We start from the raw sequence: 17675 nt of genomic DNA, 5'->3' as shown, positions 1-17675 counted from the left end.
AGTTCGTCGGAGAACACTTGACAGTTCCCCGACGAACCCGCGACCATCACTCCATGTACAAGTCGAGGATTCGTACCGCGCTCGCGCTGGTAGGACTCATGGTCGGGGGCGCCGCGTCGATCGGGGCCGGATGCGGCGGGGTCCCGCAGGACGCGGAGAACAGGTGCAATCCAGATACTTTTTTCCCCACCCCCATCTGCGCCCAAGACGCTGGCACCGACGCCCCCGCTGCCGACGCGGGCGACGCCGGCACCGACGGCCCCACCGCGGACAACGGCCGCTGCCCGATGGACACGCATACGTGTGTCCCCCTCCCGGAAGGGGACGACGCGATCCACTGGCATCCCAATGAACCCCTCGTCGTGTGGTTCGGGGACAACGTCGAAGGCGAGGAGAACCAGCCGAAATGCCTCGCCGACACGGCGCCCGCCGTGCAGGCTCGTATGTATTCGGACCTCATCGCGCCCCCCGCCACGTGTGACGCCTGCGAATGCAAGCCCGCGACCGGCGATTGCGACCCCGTCCCCACGTCCATCACCATCCGCGCGGGGACGTGCGACGACCAAAGCGCCACGACGGTCCCCTTCGACGGCCCGTCCGAATGGGACGGGAGCTGCACCGCCGTGAATGCCTTGCCCCAGGGCGCCGAGTGCCCGCCCGGGAGCGGCGTGCCGTGCCTGCAATCGATCGAGATCGGGCCGTTGCCGCCGCCGCAAAATGAGAAGTGCGAGGTGGATGTGGTCGAGGTGCCCAAGGTCGTCGGACGCATCACGAAATGGCAGACGACGAGTCTTGCCTGTCGCGGGGAGAATGATACTTCGCTCTGCGACAATCCCGGCAAGATGTGCCTCCCGCAGGTGCTGCTTCCTTATCGGGTCTGTATCTGGCGGGAGGGGATCCACATGGAGTGCCCCATGCATTACCAGGGCGAGCCGGCGCGCTGGATGTACCCGGAAGAGGTGAAGGAGGGGCGTGGGTGCACGGAATGCGCGTGCGGGGCGCCGAATGGCGGGGCGTGCGTTTCGTCGTTGCGGTTGTTCGAGGATGGAGCGTGCGCGGCGCAGTTCCATGAGAAGTCGACCGCATCAGTGGGGGGGGATTGCGACCCGATCTTCCCTTCCGGCCGCGCCCTCGGCAGCAAGGAGGCGAGCCCCGCGATGTACATGGCCGGGACCTGCGAGGCGAGCGGCGGCGAGCCGTTCGGCGGGGCCATGGCGGATATGGACAACGCGATCACGTTCTGCTGCCGGCCGTCGTACGTGTTCGCGGGGTGAATCCGACCTCCGCGCCGCGGGTTCGCGGCGTTTCCGCCTGCGACATCTTTACAGGGGAGCGGTCCTTGCGTACCCTCTCGCGCGGAGGAGAAACGCCAATGTCGGAACCGAGCTACGCGCACGTCCCCGAGGAGGGGTTCCACGGCTTCGCCCAGGAGCTAGCGCAGGGGGAGTGGGCGCTCGTCGATTCCAAGGACTTCGAGGGCGGCGGCCAAGGGCCGGCCAAACCCTTATGCGAGGCCCCCTTGCAGGTCGCCTGGAAGCTGCGCATCGGCTGGACGCTCGCCGAACTCGGCGCCGCCCGCGGCGGAGCGGACGCAGCGAAAGACGTGGATGGCGCCTGGGATGGCACGCAGAAGAAGTTCGGGGGCCTCCTCCTCGCGAGCCACGACAAGGACCCCGAGAAGCGCGCGGCCTCGGCGCGCTTGCAAAAGGCATTCTTGCTCGGCGCAGGCAGCGGACAGACGAAGCTCCGGTATCAACAGGAGGTTGATTTCGGTCGCACGCAGGTGCAGCTCGCCAAGGAGGCACAGCACGCCGCGGATATCCATTTGCTCGGGCTCGATGGGGTGATCGCCGAAATCGAGGAGACGACGGACGCGTTGGCCGACGCGATCGGTCACGGTCAGGGCACGGGGCGACGGCCGAGCGAGCGACGGCGCGCCGCGCTCGGCGCCTGCTCGACGACGTTCGCGGCCGTGGCAGACTCGATTGCATGGGCGATTCGATGCGGGACGCCCGGCGATCAACCGCGGGCGCAGGCGCTTCTGGAGTCCTTGCACGCGCTCGCGAAGCGCTACCCGGCCCCCGCGTCCGGCACGAGCACGCCCGCCGACCAAACGACGTCGGCGGCGCCCTCGAACGAGGGCTGAGCGCGCGACGCGAGCCAGCCGAGACCGCAGCGCTGGCCGTACGGCTAGAGACTTCTTCCCTGGCGACAGCGCGCATAGCGCGCTGTCGATCCTGGTCCAGGGCTTGGCCCTGGTCCGGGTCGAGGGGCGGATAGCCCCCGCGGGGTCCGGGGCGGCGCCCCGGCTCCCACGCCTGCACGATGAGACCCATGCTCAGCCGCGGAGGATCGGGGGGGGACGAGGAGACCGGGGGCGGATGACCCTTCGTATCGTCTATGTGCCCATCGCTTGCAGCATGCCGCTCCTTTATGCGGCGGCGCGCGGCTTTTTCGAGCAGAAGGGGCTCTCCGTCGAGCTCCGCCGGGCCCCGAGCTGGGACGCCGTGCGGCGTCTGCTCACGCACGACAAGGTCGACGCGGCGCACCTCCTCGCGCCCCTCGCCCTCGCCACCGGCCTCGGGATCGACGGCCGCGCCGCCCCCATCCGCGTGCGCGCCCTGCAAAACCAGAACGGCAGCACGCTCGTCGTGGCGAAGGCCCTCGGCCGGATCACCACGCCGCGCGAGCTCGCCGGCAAGGTGCTCGGCGTGCCGCATCGCTTCTCGATGCAGTATTACCTGCTCTGCGACTGGCTCGCGCGTGGAGGCGTGAATCCGCTCAAGGACGTGGCGATCCGCGAGGTGCCGCCGCCGCGCATGCCGCGCTGGCTCGCGCTCGGGCGCATCGACGGCGCGATGTTCCCCGAGCCGTTCGCGCAGCTCGTCGTGGATCGAGGCGGCGGCGTGGACTGCATGCAGAGCCGCGAGGTTTGGCAGGGCCATCCCTGCTGCACGCTCTCGTTCGGGCCGAGGCTCTGGCGCGAGAGGCCCGAGCGCGCCGGCGCGCTGCTCGAAGCCGTCGTCGAGGCCCAGGCCGAGCTCGAGCGGATGGAGCCCGAAGGCCGTCGCGCCGCCGCGGGCCTCGTCGTCGCCCGAGGCTACTTGCCCGCGGAGGTGTGCGGCGCCCTGGAAAAAGGCCTCGCCGGCGATCCCATGAGCCCGAGCGATCCCCTCGGCCCCGAGCGCATCGGCTTCACGCCCACGCCGTTCGTCGAATACGGCGTGTGGATCCTCGCGCAAATGCAGCGCTGGGGGCAGCTCGCGGGGGACGTCGAGCACCACGCTTCCGCGCGCGCGATCTTCGAAGCCGAGCCGGCGCGCGGGCTCGCGGCGCGCCTCGGCATGAACGACGCCGCCCCGCGCCTCGACGACGTGCGCGGCTTCTCCTTCGACGATCCGCTCGGCGCCGTACGCGCCGCGCCGTTCTGCGCCCATCGCGCCGAGCGCCGTCCGCCGCCGCCGTGCAGCAGCCTTCCCGCGCCTGCCCGGGAACGCATCCAGCGGATCCTCGACCGGCTCGCCGACATGGCGTGGGGCGCGCCCGAGGTCGGGCTCTCGACCTTCGAGGACGACGAGCTCGGCGAGCTCGAGCGCGCGCTCGACGAGTCCATCCGGGCCCGCGCGTTCGCCGAGGAGGCGCTCGTCGAGCACATGGAGCTCGAGGAGGCGCACGCGCGGCAGGAGGCGCGGATCGAGGCGCAACACGCGCTCATCCGCGAGCTCGGCGCGCCCCTCGCGCCCGTGCTCCCGGGCGTCCTGCTCCTGCCGCTCGTGGGCCGCATCGATCGGGCGCGCGCGGCGGACATCGAGGAGCGCGCGCTCCGCGCGGCCTGGGAACGATCGGCGCGCCGCGTGATCGTGGACGTGACCGGCGCGCGCCTGATCGACGACGAGGCCCTCGCGCTCATCCTGCGCCTCTCGCGCGCGCTCCGCCTGGTCGGGGCCGAGTGCCTGCTCGTCGGGGTCTCACCCGAGGCCGCGCGCGCGCTCGCGGCGAGCCCCGATCCGGCCGCCTTGCCGCGCTGCGTGCGGGATCTCTCGGCCGCCCTCGAGGCGCTGAAGGACGCAATTCCCCGGTGATTTCGCGCAGGAACGAGCCCATCCCGCTGCGGAATTCCCCGACGGAGGATCAGGATCTTCACGGGTTTCGCGGTTCGGCCCAAGCGGGGAAGATTTCCTACAAATCATGGATCGTGCTGGACATTGGGAGGGGGATACGGGGAGCGATCTCTTCTTCACCTCGGACGCTCGATCCTCAGTGGTACGGGAGGTACGGGAGGAAAGCGGAGCTGCCGCGCGGGCGGGCGAGACGCACCCTTGTGGCGCGCTCCGGCGGCTCGTTTGCCTCGAAGAGATCACGATCGCGCTCCTCACGGCGACGAGCGAAGACGCCGTCGCGAAGGTGATCCTCGACCTCGGCGCGGCTGCGCTCGGCGCGAGCGCGGCGGTCGTCGCGATGGTCGAGGGCGACGAGTTCGTGATCCTCGACGCGAAGGGCATGCCCGACGAGGTGCTCGCGCAGTGGCGAAGGCACGCGCGGAGCGCATCGACCCCGATCGCGATGGCCGTGCAACGACGAGCGCCCGTGTTCATCGAGACCGAAGCGGAGTGGGCGGCCACCTGTCCAGACGCCGCGCGCGCCACGGTCGGGCCGCGTGGACCCCGCATCGCGCTCCCGCTCCTCGTGGGCGATCGTGTCCTCGGCGGGATGGGCTTCAGCTTCCCGCCGAGCGTGCGCTTCACCGACGAGGACCGCGCGCTCGCCGTCACGCTCGGGCGCCAGTGCGCGCTCGCCCTCGATCGCGCGCGTCTCTTCGACGCCGAGCGGAAGGCCCGCGCCGAGCTCGCGCGTGTCGCCCAGCGGATCGATCGCCTCCAGCACACGACCGCCGCGCTCGCCGCGGCCACGACGCCGCTGGAGGTCGCGCGCGCCGTCGTGGTCGACGCCCGCGCGGCCCTCACGGCCGATCGCGCGGTCCTCGCGATCCCCACGCCGGACGGGCAAAGGCTCGTGGTGCTGGAGCACGAGGGCGCCGCGTCGTGGACGAGCCGCACGCCGAGCCAGCCGTTCCCCGTCGACGCGAACAGCCCGCTCGCGCTCACCTTTCGCACGGGCGAGCGCCTGCGGCTCTCGTCGAGGGCCGCGATCGAGGCGCGCTTCCCGGCCGCGAGCGGGGAGGGCGTGGTCACGCCGGGCTCGCTGCTCTGCCACCCGCTCGTGGCTCGCGGCCGCACGATCGGCGTGCTCCTCTTCGGCTGGGGCGCCGAGGGCGCGCTCGACGCGGACGGCGCTTCGATCGCCGAGGAGCTCGTGCACAGGAGCGCGGTCGCGCTCGACCGGGCCATGCTGCACGCCGCCTTCGAGCACGAGAACCGCACGCTCACCGCGTTCATCGCGGCGTGCCCCGTGGCGGCCATGATCCTCGACACCGACGGCACCGTGCGCGTCTGGAACCCCGCGGCCGAGCGCATGTTCGGCTGGTCCGCGGCCGAGACCGTGGGGCGCTTCTTGCCCATCACGGAAAAACCTCACGAGACCGAGGCGTTCCTCGCGCGGGTCGCGCAGGGCGAGGTGCTCTCGGACATCGAGGTCGAGCGCAAGCACAAGCTCGGCCACAGCATCGACATGTCCCTCTACTCGGCGCCCGTCGTGCATGGAGACGGCAGCGTCCAGTGCCTGTCCATCTGCATGGACATCGGGGATCGCAAGCAGGCCGAGGCGGAGCTGCGCCGCGCGTACGAGATCGCGCGCGACGCCGATCGGCGCAAGGACGAGTTCCTCGCGCTCCTCGGGCACGAGCTTCGAAACCCCCTCTCCCCGATCCTCACGGCGCTCTACCTGATGCGCCTCAAGGGGCGCACGGACGGCCTCGAGCGCGAGCGTGACGTCATCGAGCGCCAGGTCCAGCACCTCGTCTCGCTCGTCGACGACCTGCTCGACGTCTCGCGCATCATGCGCGGCAAGATCCAGCTCAGCACGCGGCCCATCGAGATCGCCCGTGTCTTCTCGCAGGCCATCGAGATCGCGAGCCCGCTCTTCGAGCAGAAGCGGCACGAGCTCCGCGTGGACGTGCCGGCCGAGGGGCTCGTCGTCGAGGTGGACGAGACCCGCATGGCGCAAGTCCTCGCGAATTTGCTCACGAATGCGGCCCGGTACACGGACGCGGGCGGGCACATCGCGGTCGCCGCGCGGCGCGAGGGGGACGAGGTCGTGGTCACGGTGCGTGACGACGGCAGCGGCATCCCCTCCGAGATGCTGCCCGTGATCTTCGACCTCTTCGTGCAGGGCGCGCGTGGCGCCGATCGTGCGGGTGGTGGGCTCGGGCTCGGCCTCGGGCTCGTGCGGAGCCTCGTCAAGCTGCACGGGGGCGCGGTGAGCGCGCGCAGCGAGGGCCCGGGCAGGGGCAGCGAGTTCGAGGTGCGCCTCCCTGCGCTCTCGCCGCGCCGCGCGTCCTCGCCGGACCTCCCTGCGCCCGTCTCTCCGCGGCTCAGCAAGGTGCGGCGCGTGCTCGTCGTCGACGACAACCGCGACGCGGCGCAGATGCTCGCCGAGGTGCTCACGAGCCACGGCCACGAGGTCGTGGTCGCGCACGACGGCCCGCAGGCGCTCGCCCTCGCGGCGACGTTCCGGCCCGAGATCGGCATCCTCGACATCGGCTTGCCGGTCATGGACGGCTACGAGCTCGCGCTCGAGCTCCGCACGGCCTACGGCGAGCGCATCACGCTCGTCGCGGTGACCGGCTACGGCCAGGAGCATGACAAACGCCGCGCCTTCGAGGCGGGTTTTTCCCGGCATTACGTCAAGCCGGTCGCGGCCGACGCGCTCCTCAGCGAAGTGTTTCCTTGACGGCGGGTCGACGGCGCGCTCGGGCGAGCGCGGAGGCGCGGGCGAGGCGGATGTCCTGCCTCGCCGGGGGGACGAACGCTCAGAAGTGGATGTGGACCTTGGCGCCCTTCTTGTGGGGACCTTTCCAGTGCCACTTGCCCTTGCCCTTGCCCTTGCCGACGACCACGACGCCGGGGGTGGGGACGACGACGACCGGGGCCCAGTTCGCCACGACGAACAGGCCCACCACGGGCGCGCTCGGGCCCACGACGACGACCGCGCCGGGGTGCCAGCCGCAGAGCACGACGACCGGCGCCGGCGCGTCCTCCGGGTAGACCATGACCGTCAGCTTGTGGGGGTTCGTCTTCACGACGAGCTTGCCGGTGAAGTAGAGGCCCTTCGGCTCCGCGTCGAGCTCGACGAACTCGGGACCGCTCGCCACGACGCCGAGCTTCACCTTCCGCTTGCCGACGGGGATCGGCTTGAGATCGTCGTCGAGCACGAAGACGCGTGTCTCGCCCGTCTTCACGTCGGCCACGACCTCGATGAGATCGTCGCCCGCGACCTGGAGGATGCCGCCGTTCGGGCCTTTTTTGCCCTCGGGGATCTTCACGTCGGCGTTGACCTTCGCGGTCGCGACGAGCTCGTGCGTGCCGCCCTTGGGCACGTAGAGCGTGCTCTTCAGCGGTTTGCCCTTCACCTGGACGTCGTAGCTGACCTCGGTGAGGTCGTCTTCGAGCTTGGGGATGTCGGCCGTGTGGACGCCGGCTTTCGCGTCGAAGACGAGCTTCGCGCTCACGGGCTCCGCGCCCTTGCGCGTGGGCTTCACGGTGACGGTGCCGGTCACGCCGTCGTCGAGCGGCGCCCCGTCGGGCGCCTTGAAGCGGGCCTTCACCTTGCCTTCCGGCGCGACGGCCCACGTCACGGTGGCAGCTTCGTGTTGCTCCGTGATCGCGTCTTCGGCCGCGATGTTCTCGGCCGTCACCTCGGCCTCGGCCTTGGCTTCTGTCTTCGAGCACGCGGGCAGCGCCGCGACCGCGGCGAGCGAGAGCGCGACGAGCGTGGAGTGCAGGAGCTTTTCGAGTCGCATCCCGGCCATCTTACCCAGAATCGTTCCGCTCCGCGATATCCATCCCGACGAATCCTTGCCTTTTCAGGCCTCCGGAGCGCGCGCGGGGTGGGAATGCCCCCTGGTCACTGGAATGGGCAGGGGCCTTTCGACGTGCGGATGCGTCATATTTGTCGTTTGCGGACGGACCAAACGAAACCGTCGTAGAAAAAATGCATCAGGGCGACGGTCTGGACGAGGCTCCAGAGCGCGCGGCTCCCGTCGGAGGTGATCTCGGCGACGGCGCCGTACGCGAGGGTCACGCAGGCGAACACGGCGGCGGCGAGGGGCGCGCCGTGCCGGAATTGTTGGAGCCGCAACCTTTGGACGAGCACGCGCCGCTCGGACCACCAGACGAGGCCGAAGTACTGCACCGCGTGAAAGAGGTTCATGATGAGAAAGGCTTGCCCGAACGGGTTCCACCCCCACGCCCAGATCGAGCAGAGGCCCGTCGTGGCGAGCAAAAACACCTTGGGAAAGCTCACCACGTGGCCGCGCCGCGCGAGGCGCACGTAGGTGACCACGTAATACACGAGGAAGAGGCCTCCGCCGACGATCACGGCCCAGGCGATGGGGCGCTGGTGGGCCGACATCGCGGTCGGGATCTCGGTGAGGAAGAGGGCGCCGACGTCCTCGAAGAGCTCGAACTTCTGGAAATGCGCCAGCATCGTGGCGCCCGAGACGATGGGGCCGGCGTAGAGCAAGAGGTTCAGGCCGAGATCGAGCCTGCGGAGCGTCGTGGGATCGTTGCCCTGGTTCCGCTCGTAAATGCGTCCGAGGCCGAAGGTCTGGAGCGCCGAATGATAGACGTCCCAGAACGTGACGAGCACCGTGGCGATCACCACGGCCCACATCGAGGTCATCATCGCGGCGAATGCGGCGATCGGGACGACGACGAACCGGATCTTGTGGCGCGAAAAGACGTCCGGATTGAGGTGGCTGCGGACGAACACCGCGACGAGGTGGGCGTTGACGACGATCCCGAGCAGCAGCGTGCTCCAGGTGACCCGCTTGCCCGCGAGCCAGAATCGGTCCGTGGCGATCCACGTGCCCGAGACGAGCGCGCCGACGAGCACGGAGACGATCGGCGGCAGCAGGAAAAACACCCAATCGTAGACGGGGCCCGCGATGTAGACGGAGCGGGCCTGCTTGGCGCTCTCGGCGGGCCTCGTCGCATCGAGCGTGGTCATGGCGCGTCCGCGGCTTCGGCCTCGGGCGCGGGCTCGGCCGGCGCTTCGGGCGCCGGGTTCGCGAAGCGCAGGGTGACGCCCTTCTCCGCGAGGTGATCGACGAGCCAGAGCACGAACAGGTTGATGCCAAGCATTTCGAGCGACTCTTCGACCGCGTCGAGGAGCCCGTAGCCGAGGTTGTGCATGCCCTTCTGCTCGGTCCAGTATCCGAGCGGCAGCTCCATCCCGACGGCGCCGCCCACGTAAATCGCGCCCGCGACGAGGAACCGGATCCTCGTCCGCAGCGGCAGATGCCGCAGGAACGGGACGTACACGAGGCCCACGAGGAGCACCACGACCGCGGCCGGAATCACCCAACTGAAGTAGAGGACGCCCGAGAGCTCCACGAATGTGCCTGCCATTTCGTGAAACTCGAAGACCTCGTCCACCGCGATGTAGGCGAAGCCCGCCGAGAGCCCCCACCAGTGCGCGACGAACCGCTCACCCGCCCGCCGCGTCGCTGCGGCGGCAAGCGCGAGCAGGAGCGACGTGAGCCCGAGGAGCGCCGCCGTGTAGAACGTCGGCACGTTGCCCTCGTAACTCATCGACAGGAAAGGCACGATCCCGCTTCGGCTCGGCAGCTCGTAGAGCGGCTTCAGCACCTCGACGAGCACGCCCGCGAGGACCACGAGGCCCATGGGCACGAAAAGGAGGGGCCGGAGCCACGATTTCGACAGGACGACGTCCATCTCGGTGTCTCTACGCGCGCCCTTCGATCGAGCCCATCATGCACCCGCGCGGAGGCCACGCGCAAGGCTCACGTTCGTGGTATCAAGGGTCCGTGCACGACGGTCGTCCCAGCTTGACATCCATGGCCGTGGCCACGATCCGGGCGGTTTACACCGATCTTCCGGCTCCTTTCGCGGGTGCGCACGATCCCATCGCGGGCGCGCTCGTCCCGCGGCCGCTTTCGCTCGCGGCGCGCATCGCGGCCCGCGCGGCGGTCTCGGAGCGCGCGACCGGGCTCGTGCACCGCGGGCTCGGCCTCGCGTCGCTCGGCATGACGTACCACGTCGCGCTGCGGACGCGGGCGATCGACGACGCGCTCCGCGAGAGCCTCGCCGCGGGCGTGCGGCAGCTCGTCGTGCTCGGCGCGGGCCTCGACGGGCGCGCGTATCGGATGGACGAGCTCGGAGACGCGGCCGTCTTCGAGGTGGATCACCCGAGCACACAACGCGACAAACGGGCGCGCCTGCGGGCCGCGCGGATCGAGCCCAAGGCGCGCGAGGTGCGGCTCGTGCCCGTCGATTTCGAGCGTGACGACCTCGGCGCATCGCTCGCGCGGGAAGGTTTTTCCGCGGACGCGCCCTCGTTCTGGATATGGGAGGGCGTCACCGTGTATCTCACGCGCGCGGCCATTGCGGGCACGCTCCACGCCGTCGGCGCGGCGAGCGCGCCGGGCAGCCGGCTCGCGCTCACGTACGTGCCTCCACGCGAGCCCCGGATCGAGCGGATCTTGCTCGTGGGCGGGCGCGTGGCCGCGCGGGTGCTCGGCGAGCCCATTCGTGGGTTCGTCGCGCCCGCGGAGCTCGCCGCGCTCGGGCGGGACGCGGGGCTCGACGTCCTTCGGGACGAGGGCGCGGACGCCTGGGCCCCGCGGTACTGGTCGACCGAATACGAGGGCATTTTTGAATGGGAGCGCCTCGCGATCCTGGAGCGGCGCGCGGGGTAATCGTGCTCGACGCGGGATTCGCGTGACGGTGCGTGGGGCTTGTGGAATCGTCGTTCGCGCGGACTTCCTTTCCCCACTTCCGGGAGGCCTCATGCGAAGGACGTTGCTCATCATCCCGCTTTTGGTGCTCGCGATCGCCTGTGGAGACGAAGGCCCCACGAAGCCCCCCGCGTGTGGTGACGGCGAGTTGAGCGAGGGCGAGATCTGCGACGACGGCAACACCGAGGACGGCGACGGATGCAGCGCCGGCTGCGTGCCCGAGCAGGGAGGCGAGGCGTGCGGCAACGGCGTCGTGGATCCGCTCGAACATTGCGACGACGGCAATAAGCTGAACGGCGATGGGTGCAGCGCGACCTGCGATCTGGAGAGCTGCGGCAATGGCGTGGTCGATCCGGGCGAGGATTGCGACGACGGGAACGGCATCAACCTCGACGGGTGTCCCAACGACTGCACGCTCGCGAAATGTGGCAACGGCGTGATCGAGGCGCCGTACGAGACCTGCGATCCGCCGGACACGGCTGTCTGTGACAGCCAGTGCCAGGGGCTCCCGTTCTGCGGCGACGGCGAGCTCGAAGGCGACGAGGAGTGCGACGACGGCAATTTCTTCGGCGGCGACGGCTGCAATTCCGCCTGCAAGCTCGAGTTTTGCGGGGACGGTATCACCAACGACACCGGGCACGAGCAGTGCGACGACGGTAACAACGAGGATGGCGACGGCTGCAACTCTCTTTGCATGTACGAGACGTGCGGCGACGGCATCCTGCAAACGGGGCTCTTCGAGACGTGCGACGACGGCAATACCCTCGGCGGCGACGGCTGCCGGTCGAACTGCACCCTGGAGGTCTGCGGGGACGGCGTCCTGGATCCAAACGAGGCTTGCGACGACGGCAATGTGGTCGATAACGACGGCTGCGGGAACGATTGCACGTCGGATGGATGCCACGACGGCGTGACGAACCCCGACGAGCGCTGCTACACGAGTTTCTCTTCGTTCCCGGGGCCCTCGGACCTGATGATCGTGGGCAAGGCGGATCTCGACGGCGATGGGCGGGTTGATGTCGTCGCCTGGAGCAGCGAGCACCTCGTGTGGTTCCGGAACTTCGGCGACGGGAGCCTCGGCGCGAGGCCAATCTTCTCGGGGGCCCCGATCCGCGCGGTGGCGCTCGGAGATGTGGACGTGGATGGAGACACGGACGTCGTGATGACGTTCGGCCAGGACATGGCGAGCGCGCTCGTCATTTGGACAAATGATGGTGCGGGCCATTTTACCAAAATACAGACGCCCGACGCGCCGATCGGCGCCTTCACGCTTGCCGATTTCGACGGCGACGGGGACCCGGATCTCGCCATGATGCTCGACGTCCTCGGCGGCCTGATCGTGCGCGAGAACATGGGCGGCACCTTCGGGCCGCCGAAGACGATCTCCACGAACCCGGAAGGGTATGTCATCGTGGCCGGGGATCTCGACGGGGATCTCGATCCGGATCTCGCCTCGTTCGCGCCGACGACCAACGCGCTGCGATTCTACCAGAACCTGGGGAATTTTTCGTTCGCCGCGCCCATCGAAGTCCCGATTCCGACGGGCGCCGGATCGTTCAGCGCGAACGTGCTGCTCGACGACATCGACGGCGATGGCTTGCTCGACGCGCTCACGACGGATGGATTGCAGGACGAGATCGTGATCGCCCGGAACACGGGCGAGTTCACATTTGCCCTGCAGGAAGTGCCCGTCGGCAAGGACGCGTCCCCGGTCCTCGTGATCGACGCCGATGCCGACGGCGACAAGGATATTTTCCTTTCGGCAGATGTCCAGGCCGGCGATCCGCAGGGGCTCAGCGTGCTGACGAACGATGGCACGGGCACGTTCGCGCTCGGCGCGGATCAATGGGTCCCCGAAGGCGTTTGGACCGGGCCCATGGTGTCGCTCGATCTGGAGCAGGACGGCGACGAGGACGTCGTCCTCAACACGCTGTATGGCGCTGAACGCGCTCGTGTCCAACGGACCCCAAGGGTTTGTCCCGCGCCAGGTCGTGGTGGCGAACGGTTCTGCCAAAACGATCCAGCTCGGCGACGTGGACGGCGATGGCGACGACGACGCCGTGCTCGCAGGCGGCGGCGTTTGGATCGCGCAGAATGATGGAACGGGGCGCCTCCTCCCGCCGGTGCAGGTGCCGAATACGCAGTCGACGTCGCGGGTCGCGCTCGGGGACATGAACGGCGACGGCTCGCTCGACCTCGTCCTCGCCTTTTCGCTCGGCGCGCAGGTGGTGCACGTTCTCCACAATGACGGCGTCGGCCATTTTGGCGCGCCCGTGCCGGTGCCGGGCGTCCTTGACGCGACGCATGAGCTTTTCGTCGAGGATCTCGACGCCGACGGCGACAACGACGTCCTCCTCGTCGGCTCCTACGACGCGCAAGCCCTCCTCAATGACGGCGTGGGAGGACTCTCGCCGAAGACCAAGTTCACGATCGCCGTCGGGTTCGACGTCGATTCCGCGACGCTCGTGGATCGTACGGGGGATGGTTTGCCCGAGCTCGTCCTCGGGATCAGCACACGGATCGATACGTTCGAGAACGCGGGCAACGGGGCCTTCACGAAGCTCGCCACGAAGCCATGCGATTTCGAGGTGGGCGCGCTCGCGGCCGGCGACGTCGACGAGGACGGACAAACCGATCTCGTGGTCGCGCCGAGCATCTTCACGGACCTCGCGGATCTGCGCCTCTTCAAGGGAATGCCGGCCGGCGAGCTCGCGGAGCCGACGCTCGTGCCCGCAGGCAAGCAGCTCCGGAAGGTCTTCCTGGTCGATTTGAACCTCGACGGCAGGCTCGACATCGCGAGCGTCGCCTCGTTTGATCAAAAGATCCCGCTGCACTTCCAGGATGCGGCGGGGCACTTCAACGCCGAGGTGACGTTCCCGTACGTGTGGTCCGGGTATTCACTCGCCGTCGGGCGGCTGAATGGCGACACGTTGCCGGATCTCCTCGTGTCGAGTTACGCGTCCAGGTTCATCAGCGCCCTCCTGTCGAGCCCCTGACAGGCTTTTTGGCGCCTCGCGGACCGACCGGGCTCCTGGTACCATGCGCCCATGAAGTACCTTCTTGCCTTTCTTGGTTTCTCGGCTGGGCTCACGGGCTGCGGGCCCGTGGTGGATACGATCGACACCTCCACGGCCGGGAGCGGCGGCGCCGGGGCCTCGGGCGCCGGCGGCTCCGGGGGCGTCGGCGGCTCGTCCGGCGTGGGCGGTTGGGGCGCGGGTCCGTCTGCGCTGTGCAAGCCGCTCACGAATCCTTCGGGCCCCGCGCAGCCGCTTTGCGGCCTGGAAGCGCCTTGCCAGGTCCTCGAAGAGGAGCTGCTTGCCGTTCCGCCCGCATATCGGAACGACGCCCCCGCGCTCTCGCTCGATGCGTCCTGCCACCCCCGGGTCCTCTTTTCGTCGGCCACGGGCGAATACAAAGGGTTTTACGCTGTACGCAAGGCCGTGGGCGACTGGCAGGTGATCCCGACGCCGTTTGATTCGGCCACGGCCGGGCTCGTTTCGATTGCGCCGGATGTTCCGGTCGCGCTCGTGAACGACGGAGCGTTCGGGGCTTCGTTGTGGTCGTTCACGACGGAGGGGTGGAGCCTCGTCGGAGACGTCCCCGAGGAGGGAACGCACCTGGCCCGGGGATTCGCGCTCGGAAAAACCGGTGAGTTCTTCGCTGGGTTCCGTGGTCCCGGCGACGAGCTCCTCTTGGGGCGATATGGTAGTTCGTCCTGGTCCATCGAAACGCTGGGCGGGACCCCCTTTCCGTTCCCGGTCGTGGTCTCGCCCGAGGGCGCGCCGCACCTCATCGCGTGGGAGGCCGTGAATGGCGCGTGGAAGCTTCACTGGCAAACGCCGCCGCACGCGCACGAGGTCGTCATGCCGCTCGGCGCGGGGACCCTGCAAGCGGACGCGTATCGCCTCGTGCTGGGCACCACCGCGGCGGACGTCGTGAACCCCCAGGGCAAACCCCACGTCCTCGCATTACGCCAGCTCTCGGATTTCACGTTCGAGCTCGTGTACGCGACGCGCGAAGGGAAGGACACGTGGACCGTCATGCCCCTCGAACAGGTGCCACAGGACACCACGGTATATCCGCTGGGAATCGTGACCAACGAGGCGGGCGCCGTGCGTCTCTTTTATTCGAGGGTCAAGTTCGCCTCGCCGACCGCGGGACAACTCGTCGTCGCCGCGCCTGTTCCCAGCGGGCCCAAGCTGGCCGTCGTGACGGAGGGGTTTTCTCCGTTCGGCGCCACGTTCGACCGTGACGGGGTCGGCCGGATCCACGTCGCGCTTTACGAGTTCAACACGACGAGCGACATCGGCATCCGATATCTCGTCCTGGGACCTTGAACCGCTAAAAACCGCCCTCGACGCCGATGCTCGGGATCACGAGCGGCCCGATCTCCTCGGGCGCGCATCCGTCCTGGAACGAGCATTCATATTGCGTCACCTCCTTGCCGGCGGTCGCGTTCAGGACCTCCACGGTGAACGAGAGCCAGCGACCGTTCGGGAACGTCCATCGTTTTTCCAGACGCACGTCGAGGCGGAAAAACGCGGGCAGGCGGTCGGGCAAGTTGAGGCTCTGCACGTAGTTCGCGAGCAGCTTCCGGAGCTCCTCGCGTTGCGCGTGGTCCTCGGGGGTGTCCGGGAGATCCGGTCCCTCGTCGGGTTCGTCCGGCAGGCCGAGGTCACGGCGGCGGACCCGGTAATCGAGGATCATCGGGGAGCCCGTGTAAAAGACGATGCGGCCGCCGATCTTCCAGTTCCTGCCGAGGTCGTAGGAGGCCGCGAGGTTCATGACGTGCCGCCGGTCGTAGGCCGACTCGAACGTTTGGTTTCCGATATGGCGGAGCGAACGCGAGAGCGTATACGAGAGGAACCCCCCGAGGCGCTTCGAGAGGCTGCGTCGGAGATAAAGCTCCATGCCGTACGTGCTGCCGGTTCCGCGGAGCTCCGCCTGGCGGGCATACCCGAGCTCCGTCGCGGGGGGGCGATTGCCGATCGGATCACTCAGGTTGAAGAACGCGCCACGAAAGCCCGTCACGGTCGCAGTGATGTCGAGGGGCAGGGTCATCTCGACGCCCGCGCTCGATAAGAGCCCCGTTTGCACGCCGCCCTGCAATCCCCCGATCTGAAGGCCTGGGGCCGCGCCGAGGAAGCTCGGGGGCTGGTGCGACACGCCAAACGCGCCGACGATCGTGAAGCGTTTTCCGACCTCGAGGCGGCTCGCGAGCCGCGGATCGAAGGTCGCCTTGGCGACGCCGTCGGACGTGAAGATGTCGGAGCGCACGCCGGGGACGAGCTCGAGCGCGGGCAGGGGGCGGATCACGGCGTCGGCCCAGACGGCGGCGGTGAAATCGTCGCGGCTCGTGAGCTGCCGCAGGAGCGCGAGGTCGTTCGGGCTCGGCGCGTCGTCGTCGTCCTCCTCGATGTCGATCTTGAAGCGCTCGACGTACGCGTCGGCGCCCGCGCGCACGGTCACGAGGTCCGAGGGGCGCAAGGTGAGCTCGGTGCGCGAGCCGAGCAGCCACGTTTTGCCCGCGTTTTCGCCGCCGCGGGCCTCGCTCTCGTCGTAGCCGAGCGTGATCGCGTGGCGCAATTTCCCGCGGTTGCCGAGCTTCCGATCGTAACGAAAATCAATGCGGTGGAACTGGCCGGCGACGACGACCTCCTTTTCGCCGTCGTCCTCATCGATCTGCGCGAGGTAATCGTGCGAGCCGAAGGCGAACACGCTGATGCGGTCCGAGGGCGTGAGGTCGTAATGGATCCGCGCCTGATAGTCCCAATAGCCGAGCTCGACGCCCGGGGAAGCGAGCTTCAGGACCAGCTCGGGATATGCATATCGGCCAGCGACGAGCGCGGCGCCGCGGCCGTTCGCGAACGGGGCCTCGACCATCGCGCCGGCGTCGAACAAGCGGATGTTGCCCTCGCCGTGCAGGCGGTTTTCGGGCTCGCGGACGGTGCCCGCGACGATGCCGCCCGTGAACCGGCCATACCGCGAAGGGAAGCCGCCGGGATACAGGTCCACGCGATCGACGAGGCCGGGGTGAATGACGCTTGGCCCCGCGGCCACGTGGAAGAGGAGCGGGACGCGGATGCCGTCGAGGAAATACCCCACGTTGCCGGGCGGCGCGCCGCGCACGAAGAAATAGGGGACGCCCGAGGCGATGGGCGTGACGCCGGGCATGGCCTCGATGGCGCGGAAAGGATCACCGAATGCGCCGGGGAGCTGGCGGACCTCGACGCGCGACATCGTGCGCGTCGTCGGCGCCTGGTGTTCACCTTGGACGCGGACCTCGATGGCCTTGGGCGCCGGGGGTTTGGCAGGCGGCGCGGTCGGGGCAGGCGCGGCCGGGGTTGTCGCGGGCGCGGGGGAGGTCTCCGCGGGCGGCGCGGGGGTCTCGGGGACGGGGGCGGGCGCGCGGAACGAGACGAGGAAGCGGATGCGGGCGCTGATGGGTTTTCCATTGCGGCGCGCGGGCTCGAACTCCCACGACGAGGCGGCGGCGGCCGCGGCGCTGGCGAACGGCTCGGGCCCTTCGATCACGCGGGCCTCGGTGACCTTGCCGTCGGAGCGCACCAGAATGGCGAGCATGACATCGGCGTCGCCCGTCGCGCCCTCGGGATAGGGCGGGATCGTCGGCCCGCGCGGCGAGGGCATGGTCGCCTCGGGGGGCTCGCTCGCGGGCTCGGCGTGGGACGGGGCTGTGACGAGGCCGAGGGCGAGGGCCGCTGCGCCGGCGATCAGGGCGCGGGAGAGGATCGTTTCGTGCGCGCGGAGGGGACGCGATCCCGGGTACGGCATGGTTTGA

Annotated in this window: 12 protein-coding genes; 8 read left to right on the top strand and 4 right to left on the bottom strand. The window is 69.2% G+C overall.

Annotated features, from left to right (window positions below; translation table 11 throughout):
• Positions 1–53: 53 nt before the first annotated feature.
• The 4 genes from E8A74_RS27240 to E8A74_RS27225 all read left to right on the top strand — a co-directional run bounded on the left by E8A74_RS27240 (position 54) and on the right by E8A74_RS27225 (position 6849).
• On the top strand, positions 54–1274 hold the full coding sequence (locus E8A74_RS27240) for a hypothetical protein (RefSeq protein ID WP_136932001.1): 1221 nt from the start codon (positions 54–56) through the stop codon (positions 1272–1274).
• Positions 1275–1372: 98 nt separating this feature from the next.
• The gene (locus E8A74_RS27235; protein WP_136932000.1) at positions 1373–2146 is read left to right on the top strand and encodes a hypothetical protein; all 774 of its coding nucleotides are present in this window, start codon (positions 1373–1375) and stop codon (positions 2144–2146) included.
• A 235-nt stretch (positions 2147–2381) separates the two neighbouring features.
• Complete coding sequence (locus E8A74_RS27230; RefSeq protein WP_136931999.1) at positions 2382–4082, top strand: ABC transporter substrate-binding protein; 1701 nt, start codon at positions 2382–2384, stop codon at positions 4080–4082.
• A gap of 178 nt (positions 4083–4260) precedes the next feature.
• The gene (locus E8A74_RS27225) at positions 4261–6849 is read left to right on the top strand and encodes a hybrid sensor histidine kinase/response regulator (RefSeq protein WP_170229399.1); all 2589 of its coding nucleotides are present in this window, start codon (positions 4261–4263) and stop codon (positions 6847–6849) included.
• 79 nt (positions 6850–6928) lie between these two features.
• Here the strand turns inward: E8A74_RS27225 and E8A74_RS27220 are convergent, their stop codons facing one another.
• From E8A74_RS27220 to E8A74_RS27210, 3 genes are all read right to left on the bottom strand, one after another.
• A complete protein-coding gene (locus tag E8A74_RS27220; RefSeq protein ID WP_136931997.1) occupies positions 6929–7918 on the bottom strand; it encodes a hypothetical protein in 990 nt (329 codons plus the stop codon).
• A gap of 143 nt (positions 7919–8061) precedes the next feature.
• Positions 8062–9126 (bottom strand): hypothetical protein, encoded by a 1065-nt coding sequence (locus E8A74_RS27215; protein WP_136931996.1) that lies wholly within the window; start codon positions 9124–9126, stop codon positions 8062–8064.
• The gene (locus E8A74_RS27210) at positions 9123–9854 is read right to left on the bottom strand and encodes a hypothetical protein (protein WP_136931995.1); all 732 of its coding nucleotides are present in this window, start codon (positions 9852–9854) and stop codon (positions 9123–9125) included. The genes E8A74_RS27215 and E8A74_RS27210 overlap by 4 nt, the downstream gene beginning before the upstream one ends.
• Before the next feature lie 92 nt (positions 9855–9946).
• Here E8A74_RS27210 and E8A74_RS27205 point away from each other — a divergent pair, with 92 nt between their 5' ends.
• From E8A74_RS27205 to E8A74_RS27190, 4 genes are all read left to right on the top strand, one after another.
• Positions 9947–10837, top strand: coding sequence for a class I SAM-dependent methyltransferase (locus E8A74_RS27205; RefSeq protein WP_170229398.1), 891 nt, complete (start codon positions 9947–9949; stop codon positions 10835–10837).
• A 91-nt stretch (positions 10838–10928) separates the two neighbouring features.
• On the top strand, positions 10929–12974 hold the full coding sequence (locus tag E8A74_RS27200; protein ID WP_136931993.1) for a DUF4215 domain-containing protein: 2046 nt from the start codon (positions 10929–10931) through the stop codon (positions 12972–12974).
• A complete protein-coding gene (locus tag E8A74_RS27195) occupies positions 12910–13872 on the top strand; it encodes an FG-GAP repeat domain-containing protein (protein WP_170229397.1) in 963 nt (320 codons plus the stop codon). Before E8A74_RS27200 ends, E8A74_RS27195 begins: the two co-directional genes overlap by 65 nt.
• Before the next feature lie 51 nt (positions 13873–13923).
• Positions 13924–15213, top strand: coding sequence for a hypothetical protein (locus tag E8A74_RS27190; RefSeq protein ID WP_136931991.1), 1290 nt, complete (start codon positions 13924–13926; stop codon positions 15211–15213).
• A 4-nt stretch (positions 15214–15217) separates the two neighbouring features.
• On the opposite strand, the gene E8A74_RS27185 is transcribed toward E8A74_RS27190, so the two are convergent.
• Positions 15218–17668: a TonB-dependent receptor domain-containing protein gene (locus E8A74_RS27185; protein ID WP_136931990.1), complete on the bottom strand. Its 2451-nt coding sequence runs from the start codon at positions 17666–17668 to the stop codon at positions 15218–15220.
• Positions 17669–17675: the final 7 nt, after the last annotated feature.

Origin of the sequence: Polyangium fumosum (genome assembly GCF_005144585.1) — a bacterium.
GTDB lineage: Bacteria > Myxococcota_A > Polyangia > Polyangiales > Polyangiaceae > Polyangium > Polyangium fumosum.
The sequence above is the reverse complement of the archived record's forward strand: the minus strand, read 5'-3'. Positions and strand labels throughout refer to the sequence as shown.

Bases quoted from the DNA above. Each gene is read 5' to 3' on its own strand.
- E8A74_RS27235 (WP_136932000.1), top strand. From the start codon at position 1,373: ATGTCGGAACCGAGCTACGCGCACGTCCCCGAGGAGGGGTTCCACGGC.
- E8A74_RS27220 (WP_136931997.1), bottom strand. From the start codon at position 7,918: ATGCGACTCGAAAAGCTCCTGCACTCCACGCTCGTCGCGCTCTCGCTC.
- E8A74_RS27185 (WP_136931990.1), bottom strand. From the start codon at position 17,668: ATGCCGTACCCGGGATCGCGTCCCCTCCGCGCGCACGAAACGATCCTC.
- E8A74_RS27240 (WP_136932001.1), top strand. From the start codon at position 54: ATGTACAAGTCGAGGATTCGTACCGCGCTCGCGCTGGTAGGACTCATG.
- E8A74_RS27190 (WP_136931991.1), top strand. From the start codon at position 13,924: ATGAAGTACCTTCTTGCCTTTCTTGGTTTCTCGGCTGGGCTCACGGGC.
- E8A74_RS27210 (WP_136931995.1), bottom strand. From the start codon at position 9,854: ATGGACGTCGTCCTGTCGAAATCGTGGCTCCGGCCCCTCCTTTTCGTG.
- E8A74_RS27200 (WP_136931993.1), top strand. From the start codon at position 10,929: ATGCGAAGGACGTTGCTCATCATCCCGCTTTTGGTGCTCGCGATCGCC.
- E8A74_RS27215 (WP_136931996.1), bottom strand. From the start codon at position 9,126: ATGACCACGCTCGATGCGACGAGGCCCGCCGAGAGCGCCAAGCAGGCC.
- E8A74_RS27230 (WP_136931999.1), top strand. From the start codon at position 2,382: ATGACCCTTCGTATCGTCTATGTGCCCATCGCTTGCAGCATGCCGCTC.